Raw genomic sequence first — 16088 nt, 5'->3', positions numbered from 1 at the left:
GAAGAGGGGGAAGTAATGTGAAGGAAGCAGTAATTGTTGCAGGTGCAAGAACCCCTGTAGGTAAAGCGAACAAGGGATCCCTGGCGAATTCAAGACCAGATGATCTCGCAGGATTAACCATTAAAGAGACATTGAAACGTGCAGGAAATTATGATGGAAATATTGATGACGTCATTATTGGCTGTGCGATGCCGGAAGCCGAGCAAGGTATGAACATGGCAAGAAATATTGCAGGACTTGCCGGATTAAAAAATGATGTCCCAGGGATAACGATTAACCGCTATTGTTCATCAGGCCTGCAAAGCATTGCTTACGGTGCAGAGCGAATTATGATTGGAGCAAGTGACACGATCATAGCCGGCGGTGCGGAATCGATGAGCCTGATTCCAATGGGAGGCCATGTAATCAAACCAAATACAAAGCTTGTTCAGGATGCACCAGGATATTATATGGGAATGGGCCACACTGCTGAAGAAGTTGCTAATCGTTTTAATATTTCACGTGAAGATCAGGACGCGTTTGCCGTACAAAGTCATGAGCGTGCTGCAAAAGCGATTCAAGAAGGAAAATTTAATGATGAAATTGTTCCTGTCGAAGTAGCGCAGCGAGTTGTTGGTAAGCAAAACAAGATTGAAGAAAAGAAATTTATGTTTGAAATGGATGAAGGTGTACGTGCCGGGACTACTGCCGAAATATTAGCTAAGCTCCGTCCAGCATTCAATGTAAAAGGTTCGGTCACAGCTGGAAACTCCTCACAAATGAGTGACGGTGCAGCATCGGTTCTGTTAATGGATCGGGATAAAGCCAAAGCTGAAGGACTTACACCACTTGTGAAATTCCGCTCCTTTGCAGTTGCAGGTGTGGAACCGGAAATAATGGGTGTTGGTCCTGTTGAAGCAATTCCAAAAGCATTGAAAATAGCAGGACTTGAGCTATCTGATATTGGCTTATTTGAACTGAACGAAGCTTTTGCATCACAATCAGTTCGTGTGATTCAGGCACTGGATCTGGATACAAATATCGTGAATGTAAATGGTGGTGCAATCGCACTTGGTCACCCGCTTGGCATGACTGGAACCAAGTTAACATTAAGCCTGATGCATGAAATGAAGCGGCGTAATGTGCAATTTGGTGTAGTAACGATGTGTATTGGCGGCGGAATGGGTGCTGCTGGAGTATTTGAACTCCTGTAACCCGAGCGTGATACACGTTAAATTCCAAAGTTCATAATTAAAGCTCGAATAAGCTAAAGTTTTTAAGGGAGTGCAATAAATTCATTTGGAAGGGGAACGATAGATATGGGTGAAACAAAAGAAAGAATTTTTAAGGGTGGAGCATTTTTAATTGAAGATCTGACTGGTGAAGATATCATTACACCAGAGGACTTCACTGATGAGCATAAAATGATTGCAAAAACTACAGAGGACTTCGTTATCGGAGAAGTTCTGCCAAAAGTAGAAAATCTGGAAAATCATGAATTTGAATATTCTGTGGAACTGTTGAAAAAGGCTGGTGACCTTGGACTGCTGGGCGCGGATGTACCTGAAGAATATGGAGGTCTGGCATTAGACAAAATCAGTTCCTCCTTAATCACAGAAAAATTCTCACGTGCCGGTGGCTTCTCCGTAACTCACGGGGCACATGTTGGAATCGGTTCCCTGCCAATCGTGTTTTTTGGCAACGATGAACAAAAAGAGAAGTATTTGCCAAAGCTGGCTACAGGTGAATTGCTGGCCGCTTATGCATTAACAGAACCAAGCTCAGGATCTGATGCGCTGGGTGCAAAGACGACTGCTAAATTAAATGAAGCAGGTACACATTATATTTTAAATGGTGAAAAACAGTGGATCACAAACTCTGCATTTGCGGATGTGTTTGTTGTATATGCAAAAATTGATGGTGAACACTTCACTGCATTTATCGTAGAACGTGAGTTTCCTGGGGTTTCCACAGGACCTGAAGAAAAGAAAATGGGGATTAAGAGCTCATCAACTCGTACATTAGTTTTAGAAGATGCGGAGGTTCCTGTTGAAAACTTATTAGGTGAAAAAGGCCGTGGTCATATTATCGCATTTAATATATTAAATGTGGGACGCTATAAGCTGGCAATTGGCGGCGTAGGTGGATCCAAACGAGCATTGGAGCTTGCTGTAAAGTATACAAATGAGAGAAAACAGTTCAATACACCAATTTCCGGATTTTCACTTACCCAAGAAAAACTTGCCACAATGGCATCTGAGCTTTATGCCAATGAAAGTGCGGTTTATCGTACAGTTGGTTTGTTCGAGCAGCGGATGGGTGCATTGACCGATGATCAATTAAAGGATGGCCGAGAAGTAGCCCGGGCAATTGCTGAATACCAGATTGAGTGTTCCATGAATAAATATATGTGTACTGAACTGCTTGATTTTACTTCTGATGAAGCAGTTCAGCTCCATGGCGGTTATGGTTTCATGCAGGAATATGAAGTGGAGCGCATTTACCGCGACTCCCGCATTAACCGTATTTTTGAAGGAACAAATGAAATTAACCGTCTGCTTGTACCAGGTACTTTGCTTAAGAAAGCAATGAAAGGTGAATTGCCATTACTGCAAAAGGCTCAAAGCCTGCAGGAAGAATTAATGATGATGATGCCGGAAGAAGTAGGCACTGAAGTATTAGAGCAGGAAAAATATTTGTTAAGAAACGCTAAGAAAATGGTTCTGCTGGGTGCTGGACTTGCAGCACAAAAATATATGCAGAAACTGGAAAAGGAACAAGAGATTCTTGTTAACCTGGCTGATATGGTTGCAGAAGTGTACAATATGGAATCAGCAATTCTACGTACAGAAAAAGCTATCAGTAAAACTGGTGAAGAGAAGAATAACCAAAAACTTCTTTACACTCAAGTCTACGTGCAGGAAGCATTCAACCGCATCGAAGCAGATGCTAAGGAAACATTGATTGCTGTAGAAGAAGGTGACACATTGCGCATGATGCTTTCATCATTACGTAAACTGACACGTCACACACCAACAAATGTAATCAAGAAAAAACGTGAAGCTGCAGCGGCGATTATTGAAGAAGAGAAATATTTAGTTTAAGAATCTAACCACCCCCACTATTATTTTGCACCCCAAAAGTTAGAGTGAAAATCTAACTTTTGGGGTTGCATCAGTGGAAGGTGGTTTTTACATTGGCGATTTTGTATAATAGGAAATGATAAAATAAGGCGAGGAGGTATTCAATTGGCATTAACATTTTATTGGTATCCAAATTGCGGTACATGTAAAAAAGCAAAGAAATGGCTGGAAGATAATAATATTGATTATACGAGCATACATATTGTTGATAATCCGCCTTCTAAAGAGGAATTGGAAGACCTTATTGAAAAAAGTGAATTGCCAGCTAAGAAATTTTTCAATACAAGCGGGAAGAAATACAGAGAACTTAATATAAAAGAAAAAATAAAAGATGCAGGTACAGAAGAAATGGCAGGGATTCTTGCGTCAGATGGGATGCTGATTAAGCGCCCAATTGTAACAAATGGAGAAAAAGTAACTGTTGGATTCAAAGAAGAAACATTTAACGAAACTTGGCTATGAAATATAAAGAAATAGTAGAAAAATATGCTGTTTACTTGTATAGTTAAATTGTATTGATTATATGGAGGGATAGATATGAGCTTACCAAAAGATTTATTGTATTCTGAGGAGCACGAGTGGATAAAAAAAGAAGGCGAAAACGTACGTATCGGTATTACAGATTTTGCACAATCTGAACTAGGTGATATTGTATTTGTCGAGCTTCCTGAAGTTGGGGATGAGATTGAAGCAGACGAGCCTTTTGGAAGTGTTGAGTCAGTTAAAACTGTTTCCGAATTATATGCTCCGCTCAGTGGAAAAGTTGTTGAAGTAAACGAAGAATTAGAAGATAACCCAGAATATGTTAACGAATCACCATATGAAAATGCATGGATGGTAGTAGTGGAGCCTTCAGATGAATCAGCACTTGATAAATTATTATCTGCAGAGCAATATGAAGAAGTTATAAAAGAGGACTAATAATCAGTGAGGGTTCAAAATGCTAAATTTGAGCTCCTCAGGTTTAGGCTGACATCCAACTTTGCAAAAGGTTGTATAGTCAGCCTTGTTTTAATCATATACTAAAGTAATTCAATCATCTTGCTTAATTTCTTAGGGAGTGCGATGTGATGATAACAGATGATTCTGATAAGGTTATTATTGTTGAGGGCTTGACTGATAAAAGGCAAATTGAAAAAATTATTGATGATGACGTAACGATTATTTGTACGAATGGTACACTTGGTGTGGAGAGATTTGATGATCTTTTGGATACGTATGAATTAGATTACAAAGATGTTATTATTTTAGTAGATGAGGATAAATCCGGAATAAAACTGCGCAAACAGCTGGCACGTGAATTGCCGCATGCGAAGCATATCTATGTCAGCAGTGAATATCGTGAGGTAGCAACAACTCCGGTGAATATTCTTGCAACTGCCTTATTGAGCAAACATATTGCAGTTAATCCGATTTTCTTAATATAGAGGAACATATAGGGTGGTATTTTTGCAGCAGATTACAAATAGACAACTGGAAACAGGAGATTATTTACTTTACATTTATACGCCTTTTTGTGGTACATGTCAGCTAGCCAGAGCCATGCTGACAAAAATTGAGTCCGTACACAAAGAGGATGTTTTTTATGAAATGAATGCCTCATTGCATCCTGATTTTATGCAGGAGAACCAAATTGAAAGTGTTCCCTGTCTTCTCATAATGAAAGAAAATAAAGTGAAAGAAAAGGTTTATGCATTTAGGTCCATACCTAATATATATAATTATCTGATGAAATATAAACCGGAGCTTTTTGCAAAAAGTTAGACATGTGAATTAATATAATTGACACGGGTTCTCCAGCATGCTAGTATTTAGATTGTTAATTTTAAATAAAAAATACATTTATCTCTTATCTTGAGCGGTGGAGGGACTGGCCCTTTGAAACCGCGGCAACCTTCAGACATACCGATGTCTGAAAGGTGCCAATTCCTGCAAAGTGCTTGCTTTGACAGATGAGAGAACGAAAAGACTTCGTATAATATTACGTCTTTCTGTTCTCTTGCAGAAAGGCGTTTTTGATATTTATGGGCACAATAAAAGTGCAGCAAGTTTGTTAGGAGGAAATACTAGTGATTTCGATCGAAGGTTTGAGTAAAATTTTCACAGCAGATAAACAAAAACTAACGGCAGTCGATAATCTGACACTTGATATAAAAGATGGAGAAATATTTGGTGTTATCGGATATAGTGGTGCAGGTAAAAGTACTTTCGTCCGACTGCTTAACCGTTTGGAAGAGCCAACTGGCGGCCGGGTTGTTATTGACAAGCAGGAAATAACTTCATTGAATTCAAGAAAGCTCCGTCTGGCGAGACAGGAAATTGGGATGATATTCCAGCATTTTAATTTACTCTGGTCGAGAACGGTAAAAGACAACATTGCCTTTCCGCTGGAAATAGCAGGAATAGCAAAGGCTGAGAGAGAACAGCGAGTACAGGAGTTAATCGATCTCGTTGGATTATCGGGAAGGGAAAATGCATATCCGTCCCAGTTGAGCGGCGGGCAAAAACAGCGTGTAGGGATAGCCAGGGCGCTCGCCAACAGGCCGAAAGTATTGCTTTGTGATGAAGCAACATCCGCCCTTGACCCAGAGACAACGAATGCTATTTTGGATTTGTTGGTTGATATTAACCAAAAACTTGGATTAACAATCATTTTGATTACCCATGAAATGCACGTGATCCGAAAAATATGCAATCAGGTTGCTGTTATGGAAAAAGGAAAGATTGTAGAACAGGGCGATGTTTTGGACGTGTTTTTACGACCGAAACAGCCGGTTACGAGGAAGTTTGTACAGCAGGTTATGGGAAGCAGTGAAGAAGATGACGATCTGCAACTGTTAATGAGCACCTATAAGCAGGGGAAAATTGTCCGTCTGCATTTTATTGGAGAAACAACAAACCAGGCACTTATTAGTCAGCTTGCAAAAAAATATGCGGTTGATATAAATATTTTGCAAGGGAAAATAACTCAGACCCGTGCCGGGGCATATGGTACGTTGTTTGTGCAGATGGATGGCAAAGCAGAAGAAATGAATAAGGCAATTCAATATATAACTGACGAGACCTCTGTAGAAGTGGAGGTTATCCGTGATGCTAACTGATTTATTTGCAAATATAGATGCAGGTGATCTTTGGGAAGCAACTTATGAAACATTTTATATGACCATCCTCGCGCTGATAGGTACATGTATATTCGGAATTTTGCTTGGGCTGCTGTTGTTCTTAACAACAAAGGATGGAATCTGGCAAAATAAATATATAAATTTTATTGTTGCCGCACTTGTGAATGTGTTTCGTGCAATTCCGTTTATTATTCTGATTCTATTATTATTCCCTTTTACGGATTTCCTGATTGGCACAATCCGAGGCCCAAATGCAGCATTGCCGGCTCTAATTATTGGTTCAGCCCCTTTTTATGGCAGGCTTGTGGAAATTGCCTTAAAAGAAGTGGACAAGGGTGTTGTGGAAGCGGCTAAAGCAATGGGGGCAAAAACGGGGACGATCATCTTCCGAGTATTGCTGCCTGAATCCATGCCGGCCTTAGTCTCCGGATTGACTGTGACTGCTATTGCGTTAATTGGCTATACGGCAATGGCAGGTGTAATCGGAGCCGGTGGACTTGGAAACTATGCTTATTATTTTGGTTTTCAGCGGCGTGATTTCGATGTTGTCTTCGTATGTACCATATTTATTGTTGTTATCGTGTTTATTTTTCAATTTATTGGTGATTTTATCACAAACAAATTGGATAAAAGATAGGAAATTAGGCGAAAGCTAATTTTAAATATATTTTTACAAGGAGAGAAACATCATGAAAAAAATACTAGTATTTTTATCTGCTTTATTAGTTTTAGTACTTGCTGCATGTGGCGGGGAAGATTCGGAAACGGGAGAAATTACAGTGGGTGCATCCAGTGTTCCGCATGCAGAAATTTTGGAAGAGGCAAAACCGCTGCTTGAAGAAGAAGGTATCACATTAACTATTGAAGAATATCAAGATTATATTTTACCAAACGATGACCTGGCAAATGGCGACCTCGATACCAATTACTTTCAGCATTTTCCATATTTAAAACAAACAATCAGTGACACTGGTTACGAGCTGGAATCCATTGGTGATATTCATATTGAACCAATGGGAGTTTATTCTAAAGATATTGCGAGTGCAGATGAAATTCCAGATGGTACAGAAGTTATTTTAAGTAATTCCATTTCAGATCATGGCCGTATTTTATCATTGTTTGAAACAGAAGGATTAATTACATTAGATGACAGTGTGGAAAAATCAGCTGCAACGATTGAGGATATTGTGGAAAATCCTAAAGATTTAACATTTTCACCTGATTATGATCCGGCCCTGTTACCGGAATTATATAATTCAGAAGATAATGTACTAGCCGTTATCAATACAAACTATGCTATTCAAGCAGGATTAAATCCACTAGAAGATGCACTTTTTATTGAGGGTGATGAATCAGAGTATGGAAACATTGTTGCTGTTCGCTCTGAAGATAAAGATAATGAAGCATTGAATAAATTAGTTGAAGTACTTCAATCAGAGGAAATTCAAAACTTTATGCTTGAAGAATACGAAGGTGCGATTGTCCCAGTTGGTGGAAATAAATAAACTGATTTATCCCGCCTTAACGGGCAGTAAGCCCCCCACCTCAAGATTTTAAGGTGAAACAAAAAAGATAAGTGGGGATCAACTGCCCGTAAAGGTCCGATTCTGTTCAACTAACATACAGTGGGGGAGGCAGGGAACTCCCACTGTATGAAGTTTCACTTTATCAAAAATGGAGCATTTCATAGTATATGCAAGCAATTGGTTAAATGTTACTAAGAAACTCAGGTAAGTAATTGTCAGTATAATATATACAATTTAATTACTGGAAAGACGTTTATAGGCGCTTTGTCTAGGGAATTGTCCTTGTGTTAACCTTGTTATTGTAAACAAATCGAAAGGATGATTCACTATTAATAGTGGTATAAGTTTGAATTACACTCCCGAAATGGAGAAGGCAATGCAACAATCGCATAAGGTTTGTTATGCGGAATATGGAAGGAAATTAGATACACGCATTGCTGTTGAAAAGAAAAGACAAAGGGAATATGAACAATGCAAACATTTAACCGCTGAACTTGAAAATAACTTACAAAAATAATAGATAAATAACGATACTGGTGCCCATGAAGAGCACCAGTATTTTTTAATGAGCTGGTTCGGGAATATCCGTCATTTCAGATAAAATTTACGGTTTAAGCTAGGTGTCCAGCCAAGTTCCATTATCTGCATTTAATACTTTCCGACCCCTTGTATTACCTATCTTTAACAGCAATCCTAAAAAGTTGATATTAGATTCGAAATGCTTTAAGATTGTAATGAGAATAGATTGAGAATGAATATCCCATTCATTTGAAATAATAATTATAGTATTTGGAGGTATCATAATGGCAGGATCAGTACTGGAAATTAAGAATCTTCATGTTCAAATTGAAGGAAAACAGATATTAAAAGGTGTAGACCTTACGATAAAGGGTGGCGAATTCCATGCAGTAATGGGACCGAATGGAACAGGTAAATCAACACTGGCTTCAGCAATCATGGGTCATCCTAAATATGAAATTACAGAAGGAACTGTCCATCTGGACGGAGAAGATGTTCTGGAAATGGAAGTTGACGAGCGTGCACGTGCAGGGCTATTCCTGGGAATGCAGTATCCAAGCGAAATCAGCGGTGTTACTACATCTGACTTCTTACGTTCATCTATCAATGCACGACGTGAAGAAGGCGATGAGATCCCACTAATGAAATTCATCAAAGAAATGGATTCAGCTTTGGATTTCCTTGAGATTGATAAAAATATGGCACAACGCTACTTAAATGAAGGATTCTCTGGTGGAGAGAAAAAGCGCAATGAAATTCTTCAATTAATGCTTCTGAAACCTGAAATTGCAATCCTTGATGAAATTGATTCAGGATTAGATATTGATGCATTAAAAGTAGTTTCTAAAGGAATTAATAAATTGCGTGATGAAAACTTCGGCTGCTTGATTATTACGCATTATCAGCGTTTATTAAATTACATCACACCAGATCATGTTCATGTCATGATGCAAGGACGTGTTGTTAAATCAGGTGGTCCAGAATTAGCACAACGCTTAGAGGCTGAGGGCTATGAATGGATTAAAGAAGAATTGGGTATTGAAGACGAAACAGTAGGACAAAACGCTTAAGTAGTTAGGAGGGGTAATATGACTGTTGAAATAAAGCTTCCATACGATAAAGATTATATAACTCAATTTTCCAGTGAAAAAAATGAGCCAGAATGGATGAAATCATTACGCCTTCAAGCTTTGGAGCAAGCTGACGTACTTGAAATGCCGAAGCCGGATAAAACAAATATCGGCAAATGGAATTTCAGTCGGTTTAAGCATACAGCAGAAGGGGAAGTTATTTCGTCTTTAACAGATTTACCAGCTGAAATTCAGGACTTCCTTGATCAGGAAAATCCACCGGAAAATTTATTTATTCAGCGTAATCAATCTGTGGCCTATGCAACGTTAAATGAAGAATTAAAGCAAAAAGGTGTTATTTTCACCGATATATTTACTGCATTAACAGAGCATGAAGATTTAGTGAAACGTTATTATATGAAAGACGCTGTTTCGATTGACGAACATCGTTTGACCGCTTTACATGTTGCATTAATGAACGGTGGAATCTTCGTTTATATTCCAAAAAATGTCCAAGTAGAAGAACCTTTGCAAGCTATCTTTTGGCAGGAAGATCCTGAAGTAGCATTGTTTAATCATGTGTTAGTAGTAGCTGAAGAAAATAGTTCACTAACTTATGTAGAAAATTATGTTTCACAGAATCAAGAACAAGAAACGATTTCTAATGTTGTTACAGAGGTTATTGCACAAAATGGTGCGAAAATCTCGTTTGGCGGGGTTGATAACTTTGCAGCTGGAACAACAAACTACATGAACCGTCGTGGTATAGCATATCGTGACGCTACAATTGATTGGGCATTGGGACAAATGAATGATGGTCATACTGTCTTTGAAAATGCGACACATTTAGTTGGAGATAACTCATCAGCTGAAGCAAAAGCAGTTGTTGTAGGCCGTGGAAATCAAATTGAAAACTTTACAACAAAGAGTGTACATTTTGGAAAAGATACTCATGGACACATTCTTCAGCATGGTGTGATGAAAGAAAAAGCTACATCCATTTTTAATGCGATCGGTAAAATCGAGCATGGTGCAACACGTTCAAATGCAGAGCAAGAATCACGTGTTCTTATGTTAAGTGAGAAAGCACGCGGTGATGCTAACCCGATTTTATTAATTGATGAAGATGACGTTACTGCAGGCCACGCAGCATCTGTTGGCCGTGTCGATCCACTGCAATTGTATTATTTGATGAGCCGTGGGATTTCTCAGCTTGAAGCAGAACGCTTAATTATTCATGGATTCCTGGCTCCGGTTGTTACTCAATTACCAATTGCTTCTGTCAGGGAGCAATTGACGAAGATCATTGAGAGGAAAGTTTACTGATGGATGTAAAAGCCATTAGAGAGCAATTTCCGGTATTACATCAGGAAGTTAATGGTCATCCGTTAGTATATTTGGATTCATCTGCAACCTCACAAAAGCCATTGTCTGTTATCCAAGCTGTTGATGAGTATTACCGGCAGCATAATTCCAATGTGCATCGCGGGGTTCATACACTTGGCTCGCGAGCAACTGATTTATATGAAGGTGCTCGTGAGAAAGTACGCCGTTTTATCAATGCGGACAGTACTGCGGAAGTGATTTTTAATCGAGGAACAACCACTGGAATAAATACCGTTGCCCAAAGTTATGCCCGTCAGAATTTAACAGCCGGGGATGAAATTGTGATAACACCAATGGAACATCACAGTAATATCATTCCATGGCAGCAGGCGGCAAAAGCTACTAGAGCAACATTGAAATATATACCATTACAAGCAGATGGTACAGTAGCACTGGAAGACGTGCGCAATACGATTACAGCAAACACGAAGGTCGTTGCTGTTACACATGTATCCAATGTACTCGGAACAGTCAATCCAGTGAAAGAAATTGCGCAAATTGCCCATGAAAATGGTGCAGTTATCCTTATCGATGGTGCGCAAGGTGCACCGCATATGAATGTGGATGTTAAGGAATTAGATTGTGACTTTTATGCTTTCTCCGGTCACAAAATGTGTGCACCAACAGGGATCGGCGTATTATATGGAAAGAAAAAACTACTGAACGAGATGGAACCAGTTGAATTTGGTGGCGAAATGATAGATTTTGTAAATTTATACGATTCAACATGGAAAGAACTTCCTTGGAAATTTGAAGGCGGTACACCAATTATTGCAGATGCCATTGGTTTAGGTGCAGCAATTGACTTTTTGAATGAAGTTGGAATGGACAACATTTTACATCATGAAAAAGTATTGGCTGATTATGCAATGGAAAAAATGAATGAGATTGATGGACTGACAATATATGGCCCGGAAAGCCGTGCTGCACTTGTTACTTTTAATCTAGCCGATGTACATCCACATGATACTGCAACAGTACTTGATGCAGAAGGGATTGCAGTCCGTGCGGGTCACCATTGCGCACAACCGCTAATGCGCTGGCTGGATGTAACAGCAACAGCCCGTGCCAGTTTTTATTTGTATAATACGAAAGAAGATATTGATCATTTAGTTGATGGACTCTTGAAAACAAAGGAGTATTTCGGTGATGTCTTATAACCTGGATACACTATATCGGCAAGTAATCATGGATCACTATAAAAATCCCCGCAACAAAGGGGCAATCGATGGTGATGCATTAACCATCGATATGAATAACCCGACATGTGGTGACCGGATACAATTGCACTTGCAAGTTGAAGATGACATTGTAAAAGATGTTAAATTTGATGGGGAAGGTTGTTCCATCAGCATGTCCTCAGCATCAATGATGACCCAGGCAATCAAAGGAAAAAAATTAGACGATGCATTGAAAATGTCGAAGCTTTTTTCTGAGATGATGATGGGGGAAGATATTGATGCAGGCGACCTGGAACTGGAAGATATTGAGGCACTGCAAGGTGTTTCTAAATTTCCTGCACGAATTAAATGTGCAACCCTAGCATGGAAAGCGATGGAAAAAGGGGTTCATAAAGAATAGTAATGAGAGCCAACGGATTAAAGTACGTAAATGGACAGTTGTTAACGATATGTACAGCTGTTGGGGTACGATTATCTTATAGGAGGTTTTAATAATGGCGAAAGAAATACCTGAAATGGAAGGTTATGAATATGGCTTCCATGATAAAGACGTTTCCGTTTTCCGTACTGAGAGAGGCTTAACAAAGAAAGTCGTTGAGGAAATTTCACGGATGAAGGAAGAACCAGAATGGATGCTGGATCAACGCCTTAAAGCGTTAGATCTGTTTTATAGTAAGCCAATGCCTCAATGGGGCGGCGATTTGTCAGAACTTGATTTTGATGAAATCGTATATTACGTGAAACCTTCCGAAAAGCAAGGAAGAACGTGGGACGAGGTACCTGAAGAAATCAAAGCAACCTTTGATAAACTGGGTATTCCGGAAGCAGAACAGAAATATTTAGCCGGGGTATCTGCGCAATATGAGTCAGAGGTAGTATACCAAAGTTTAGAAGAAGAATTGGAAAAGCAAGGAATTATTTTTAAGGATACTGATTCTGCACTGAAAGAGCATGAAGAACTATTCAAAGAATACTTCGGTAAAGTGATTCCAGCTTCCGATAATAAGTTTTCTGCATTAAACACTGCTGTTTGGTCTGGAGGTTCATTTATCTATGTACCAAAAGGCGTGCAAACAACGTCCCCATTACAAGCTTATTTCCGAATTAACTCGGAAAACATGGGACAGTTTGAAAGAACTTTAATCATTGTTGATGAAGGTGCATCCGTTCACTATGTTGAAGGTTGTACAGCACCAGTATTTACAACGAATTCCTTGCACAGTGCTGTAGTAGAAATATTTGTTAAAAAAGATGCATACTGCCGTTACACTACAATCCAAAACTGGGCAAATAACGTATATAATCTGGTAACAAAACGTGCAACAGTAGATGCCAATGGTACGATGGAATGGATCGATGGTAATATGGGCTCTAAGCTTACAATGAAATACCCATCTGTTCTTCTAAGAGGAGAAGGTTCACGTGGTATGACCATCTCCATTGCACTTGCAGGAGCAGGCCAGCACCAGGATGCGGGGGCAAAAATGCATCATCTGGCACCAAACACTTCATCATCGATTATTTCAAAATCTATTTCCAAAAAAGGCGGTAAAGTATCCTATCGCGGAATTGTCCACTTTGGACGTAAAGCAGACGGCGCCCGCTCAAACATCGAGTGTGACACATTAATTATGGATAATGAATCAACATCAGATACGATTCCATACAACGAAATTTACAATGACAATATCTCATTGGAACACGAAGCGAAAGTATCTAAAGTTTCCGAAGAACAATTATTCTACCTGATGAGTAGAGGACTTGGAGAACAAGAAGCAACAGATATGATCGTCATGGGCTTTATCGAGCCATTTACAAAAGAACTTCCAATGGAATATGCAGTTGAAATGAACCGTTTGATTAAGTATGAGATGGAAGGTAGTATTGGATAAAACGCTACAAGCGTTGATGCTACAACATTTTTAAGCATTTTATAAAGTAAGGAAAACAGCGCGTGCCGATTTCGTGCCGATTCAGATTTTCCTTTTGGTGTAGGAGGCGAACTTTTTAAGTTCGTCTTCTTCTATTTTTTTTGTTATATGCAGGTAAGTATCAGCCGTTGTTTTAATCGATTTATGGCCGAGCCTTCCTGATACATATTTTATATTTGCTCCAGCTTCCAATAAAAGTACAGCATGCGTATGTCTAAATCCATGTGTACCTTTATAGTCCACTCCTGCCTTTTTGCAATAATCTCTAATCGAATCCCGAACTGTAGATGGGGTAAGATAGTTACCCAGATAGTTTTGAAAAATAATATTATCCGAACTTCTCTTAAATGCCTTATATTTTAAAAACATTTCACTCTGGACAATCTTAAACTTCTTCAGCTCATTCAAAATATCCTCTTCCAGTTTGATCGTTCTGTAGGATGAAGTATTTTTGAGTGTTGTTAATTGCAAATTGTTATTGTCATCCCTACTGGTCTGTCTCTCAACAGTTAACCTGTTGCCATTTATATCGGACCATCGAAGCGCCAAGGCTTCGCTTATTCTTAAACCTGTTTGGCTTAAGAAGTACATCAAAACAAAGTAAATACGATATTCCTTGAATCGCTGATGTTTATAAGTCTCCATATAATCGAGCAGCTTATGAACTTTATCAAGTTCATAGAATTTTATCTTTTTATTTTTAATATCAATTTTGTCTTTTACTGGCACCTCTAACTTACTGGAAGGATCTTTGTCCAAAATTTCCATTTCATGAACTGCGTAATGAAAAATACTTTTAAGAACGGATAGATATTTAAGTCGTGATCCAAAAGAATATGAAGCTTCGCCATTTCTATCTTTTATTTCTACATACTTAACTAACCATCTTTTAATTTCTGGGCGTTTAATCCTCATTAAGCGTTTATGCCCGAAATATGGAAGAATATGAAGACGGACAATCACTTCCAGTTGTTCAAAGGTTGAATCTTTAACAGATTCTTTTTTGTGTTCAAATAGCCATTCATTTGCCACTTCACTAAATAACATTTTCCGATCGTTCAAAGTTTGACCATGATAGATTCTTTCTTCGATTTTTCCGGCTTCAATTTCAGCTTCTTTTTTGGAACGAAAAGTTCCAATACTGAATTCCTTCTTGTCATCAGAAACTCGAGCTTGCCATTTTCCGCTTTTTAATTTTCTGAATGTAGCCATTTTACTCCTCCTTGTAGCTTAATTGATAGTTATGGTAATATACCTCCTTTTTTTTGGATGACATTACATTTAGATTATATAATACTCCATTCGTTTTGTTTTGATTTATGGATTTCCAACCTTCTTCTAGAAAACTCATATTCAACATTAAATAAACGCATGATGTTGTGAATGCTGCAATTATATAAATTCTCCAGCATAAAAGTTGGTACACAAAAGTGGTAAGCAAAATAGTCGGCTTGGTATTCTTGAAGTTCAATAAATAATGGGTGCATGCTTGTTTGATTTCCAGAATGGCGTAAGTAATGACACATTTCATGCCCAAATTGCTGCCACTCTCTTTCTTCTGTGGATTTAGTAAGAAATATTGTTTCGTTATAACTCATACTAAAATTAGAGTAATTGACTTCAACACCTAATTCTTTTGCGATTTGTTCTACTGATAGTTGATCCCAACTATCTATAGATAATAATTTGTATAAGTTAAAAATATACTCTTCGATGTAGGTGAAATACATTATATCCCCCTTAGTACGAATATATGTTCTATTATAGGTTATGATAATAGGTGTACAAAATTATGCACACCCTAATATATTTTACTTATTTTTTTTGCTTGCTTTATATTTAATAAAATCATACACTTCTTCAAGTTGTTTTTCACTTAAACTTGCCAAATCATTAAACATTAAATCGGCATCTGGAAACTCATTTGCAATCTTATCAATATATTTTTGACGACTGTCAGTTTCGTTATTATCTATATAACCTGCATGTAACAATAAATCAGCATATGATGTTTTTAAACCTTTTGATAGTTTTCTAATTATTTCTGGTGAAGGAACTCCACGTTTTCCATTCTCCAACTGGGAAAGGTATGAATTAGATACACCCGAATATAATTCCAATTGTCTTATAGAAAGGTCTTTTTCTTCTCTAATCTTCTTAATATAAACACCAAACTGTTTTGCTTCCATTTGTAATCACCCTAAACCTATTTTAAAAGAGTTCTTGATAAA

The 16088-nt window shown here is 38.3% G+C and carries 18 protein-coding genes and 1 riboswitch; of the genes, 15 read left to right on the top strand and 3 right to left on the bottom strand.

All coding sequences use genetic code 11. From position 1 onward, the window contains the following. Positions 1 to 17 precede the first annotated feature (17 nt). The 15 genes from CIL03_RS10410 to sufB all read left to right on the top strand — a co-directional run bounded on the left by CIL03_RS10410 (position 18) and on the right by sufB (position 13818). Positions 18 to 1193 carry an acetyl-CoA C-acetyltransferase gene (locus CIL03_RS10410; RefSeq protein ID WP_094885783.1) on the top strand — a complete coding sequence of 392 codons (1176 nt, stop codon included), beginning with the start codon at positions 18 to 20 and terminating at the stop codon, positions 1191 to 1193. Between the two features lie 105 nt (positions 1194 to 1298). After that, positions 1299 to 3083, top strand: a complete 1785-nt coding sequence (locus CIL03_RS10405) for an acyl-CoA dehydrogenase family protein (protein ID WP_094885782.1) — start codon at positions 1299 to 1301, stop codon at positions 3081 to 3083. A gap of 144 nt (positions 3084 to 3227) precedes the next feature. Next, entirely contained in the window at positions 3228 to 3584 is a 357-nt protein-coding gene (locus CIL03_RS10400; RefSeq protein WP_094885781.1) for an arsenate reductase family protein, read from the top strand. 75 nt (positions 3585 to 3659) lie between these two features. Beyond that, positions 3660 to 4043 (top strand): glycine cleavage system protein GcvH, encoded by a 384-nt coding sequence (gene gcvH, locus CIL03_RS10395; protein WP_094885780.1) that lies wholly within the window; start codon positions 3660 to 3662, stop codon positions 4041 to 4043. A gap of 149 nt (positions 4044 to 4192) precedes the next feature. After that, on the top strand, positions 4193 to 4549 hold the full coding sequence (locus tag CIL03_RS10390; RefSeq protein WP_094885779.1) for a toprim domain-containing protein: 357 nt from the start codon (positions 4193 to 4195) through the stop codon (positions 4547 to 4549). Between the two features lie 22 nt (positions 4550 to 4571). Then, positions 4572 to 4886, top strand: a complete 315-nt coding sequence (locus CIL03_RS10385) for a thioredoxin family protein (protein WP_094885778.1) — start codon at positions 4572 to 4574, stop codon at positions 4884 to 4886. Positions 4887 to 4968: 82 nt separating this feature from the next. Then, positions 4969 to 5081, top strand: a riboswitch (SAM riboswitch). A gap of 110 nt (positions 5082 to 5191) precedes the next feature. Beyond that, a complete protein-coding gene (locus CIL03_RS10380; protein WP_094885777.1) occupies positions 5192 to 6223 on the top strand; it encodes a methionine ABC transporter ATP-binding protein in 1032 nt (343 codons plus the stop codon). Continuing rightward, complete coding sequence (locus tag CIL03_RS10375) at positions 6213 to 6881, top strand: methionine ABC transporter permease (RefSeq protein ID WP_094885776.1); 669 nt, start codon at positions 6213 to 6215, stop codon at positions 6879 to 6881. The genes CIL03_RS10380 and CIL03_RS10375 overlap by 11 nt, the downstream gene beginning before the upstream one ends. A 52-nt stretch (positions 6882 to 6933) precedes the next feature. Continuing rightward, positions 6934 to 7749, top strand: coding sequence for a MetQ/NlpA family ABC transporter substrate-binding protein (locus CIL03_RS10370; RefSeq protein ID WP_094885775.1), 816 nt, complete (start codon positions 6934 to 6936; stop codon positions 7747 to 7749). Between the two features lie 385 nt (positions 7750 to 8134). Next, the gene (locus CIL03_RS20430) at positions 8135 to 8287 is read left to right on the top strand and encodes a YuzK family famiily protein (RefSeq protein ID WP_476756176.1); all 153 of its coding nucleotides are present in this window, start codon (positions 8135 to 8137) and stop codon (positions 8285 to 8287) included. Positions 8288 to 8573: 286 nt separating this feature from the next. Continuing rightward, on the top strand, positions 8574 to 9359 hold the full coding sequence (sufC, locus tag CIL03_RS10365; protein ID WP_094885774.1) for a Fe-S cluster assembly ATPase SufC: 786 nt from the start codon (positions 8574 to 8576) through the stop codon (positions 9357 to 9359). A gap of 18 nt (positions 9360 to 9377) precedes the next feature. Then, a complete protein-coding gene (gene sufD, locus CIL03_RS10360) occupies positions 9378 to 10685 on the top strand; it encodes a Fe-S cluster assembly protein SufD (protein ID WP_094885773.1) in 1308 nt (435 codons plus the stop codon). After that, positions 10685 to 11905 (top strand): cysteine desulfurase, encoded by a 1221-nt coding sequence (locus tag CIL03_RS10355; protein WP_094885772.1) that lies wholly within the window; start codon positions 10685 to 10687, stop codon positions 11903 to 11905. Before sufD ends, CIL03_RS10355 begins: the two co-directional genes overlap by 1 nt. Next, positions 11895 to 12326: a Fe-S cluster assembly sulfur transfer protein SufU gene (gene sufU, locus CIL03_RS10350; RefSeq protein ID WP_094885771.1), complete on the top strand. Its 432-nt coding sequence runs from the start codon at positions 11895 to 11897 to the stop codon at positions 12324 to 12326. Before CIL03_RS10355 ends, sufU begins: the two co-directional genes overlap by 11 nt. A gap of 94 nt (positions 12327 to 12420) precedes the next feature. Beyond that, positions 12421 to 13818, top strand: a complete 1398-nt coding sequence (gene sufB / locus CIL03_RS10345) for a Fe-S cluster assembly protein SufB (RefSeq protein ID WP_094885770.1) — start codon at positions 12421 to 12423, stop codon at positions 13816 to 13818. Positions 13819 to 13899: 81 nt separating this feature from the next. On the opposite strand, the gene CIL03_RS10340 is transcribed toward sufB, so the two are convergent. The 3 genes from CIL03_RS10340 to CIL03_RS10330 all read right to left on the bottom strand — a co-directional run bounded on the left by CIL03_RS10340 (position 13900) and on the right by CIL03_RS10330 (position 16046). After that, positions 13900 to 15069 carry a tyrosine-type recombinase/integrase gene (locus CIL03_RS10340; RefSeq protein ID WP_094885769.1) on the bottom strand — a complete coding sequence of 390 codons (1170 nt, stop codon included), beginning with the start codon at positions 15067 to 15069 and terminating at the stop codon, positions 13900 to 13902. 74 nt (positions 15070 to 15143) lie between these two features. After that, positions 15144 to 15587, bottom strand: a complete 444-nt coding sequence (locus CIL03_RS10335) for an ImmA/IrrE family metallo-endopeptidase (RefSeq protein ID WP_094885768.1) — start codon at positions 15585 to 15587, stop codon at positions 15144 to 15146. Positions 15588 to 15668: 81 nt separating this feature from the next. Then, a complete protein-coding gene (locus CIL03_RS10330) occupies positions 15669 to 16046 on the bottom strand; it encodes a helix-turn-helix domain-containing protein (RefSeq protein WP_094885767.1) in 378 nt (125 codons plus the stop codon). Positions 16047 to 16088 lie beyond the last annotated feature (42 nt).

The organism is Virgibacillus indicus (assembly GCF_002266285.1).
Classification (GTDB): Bacteria; Bacillota; Bacilli; order Bacillales; family Amphibacillaceae; genus Virgibacillus_K; species Virgibacillus_K indicus.
Note: the sequence above shows the minus strand (reverse complement) of the source record. Positions and strands in the feature narration are given on the sequence as shown.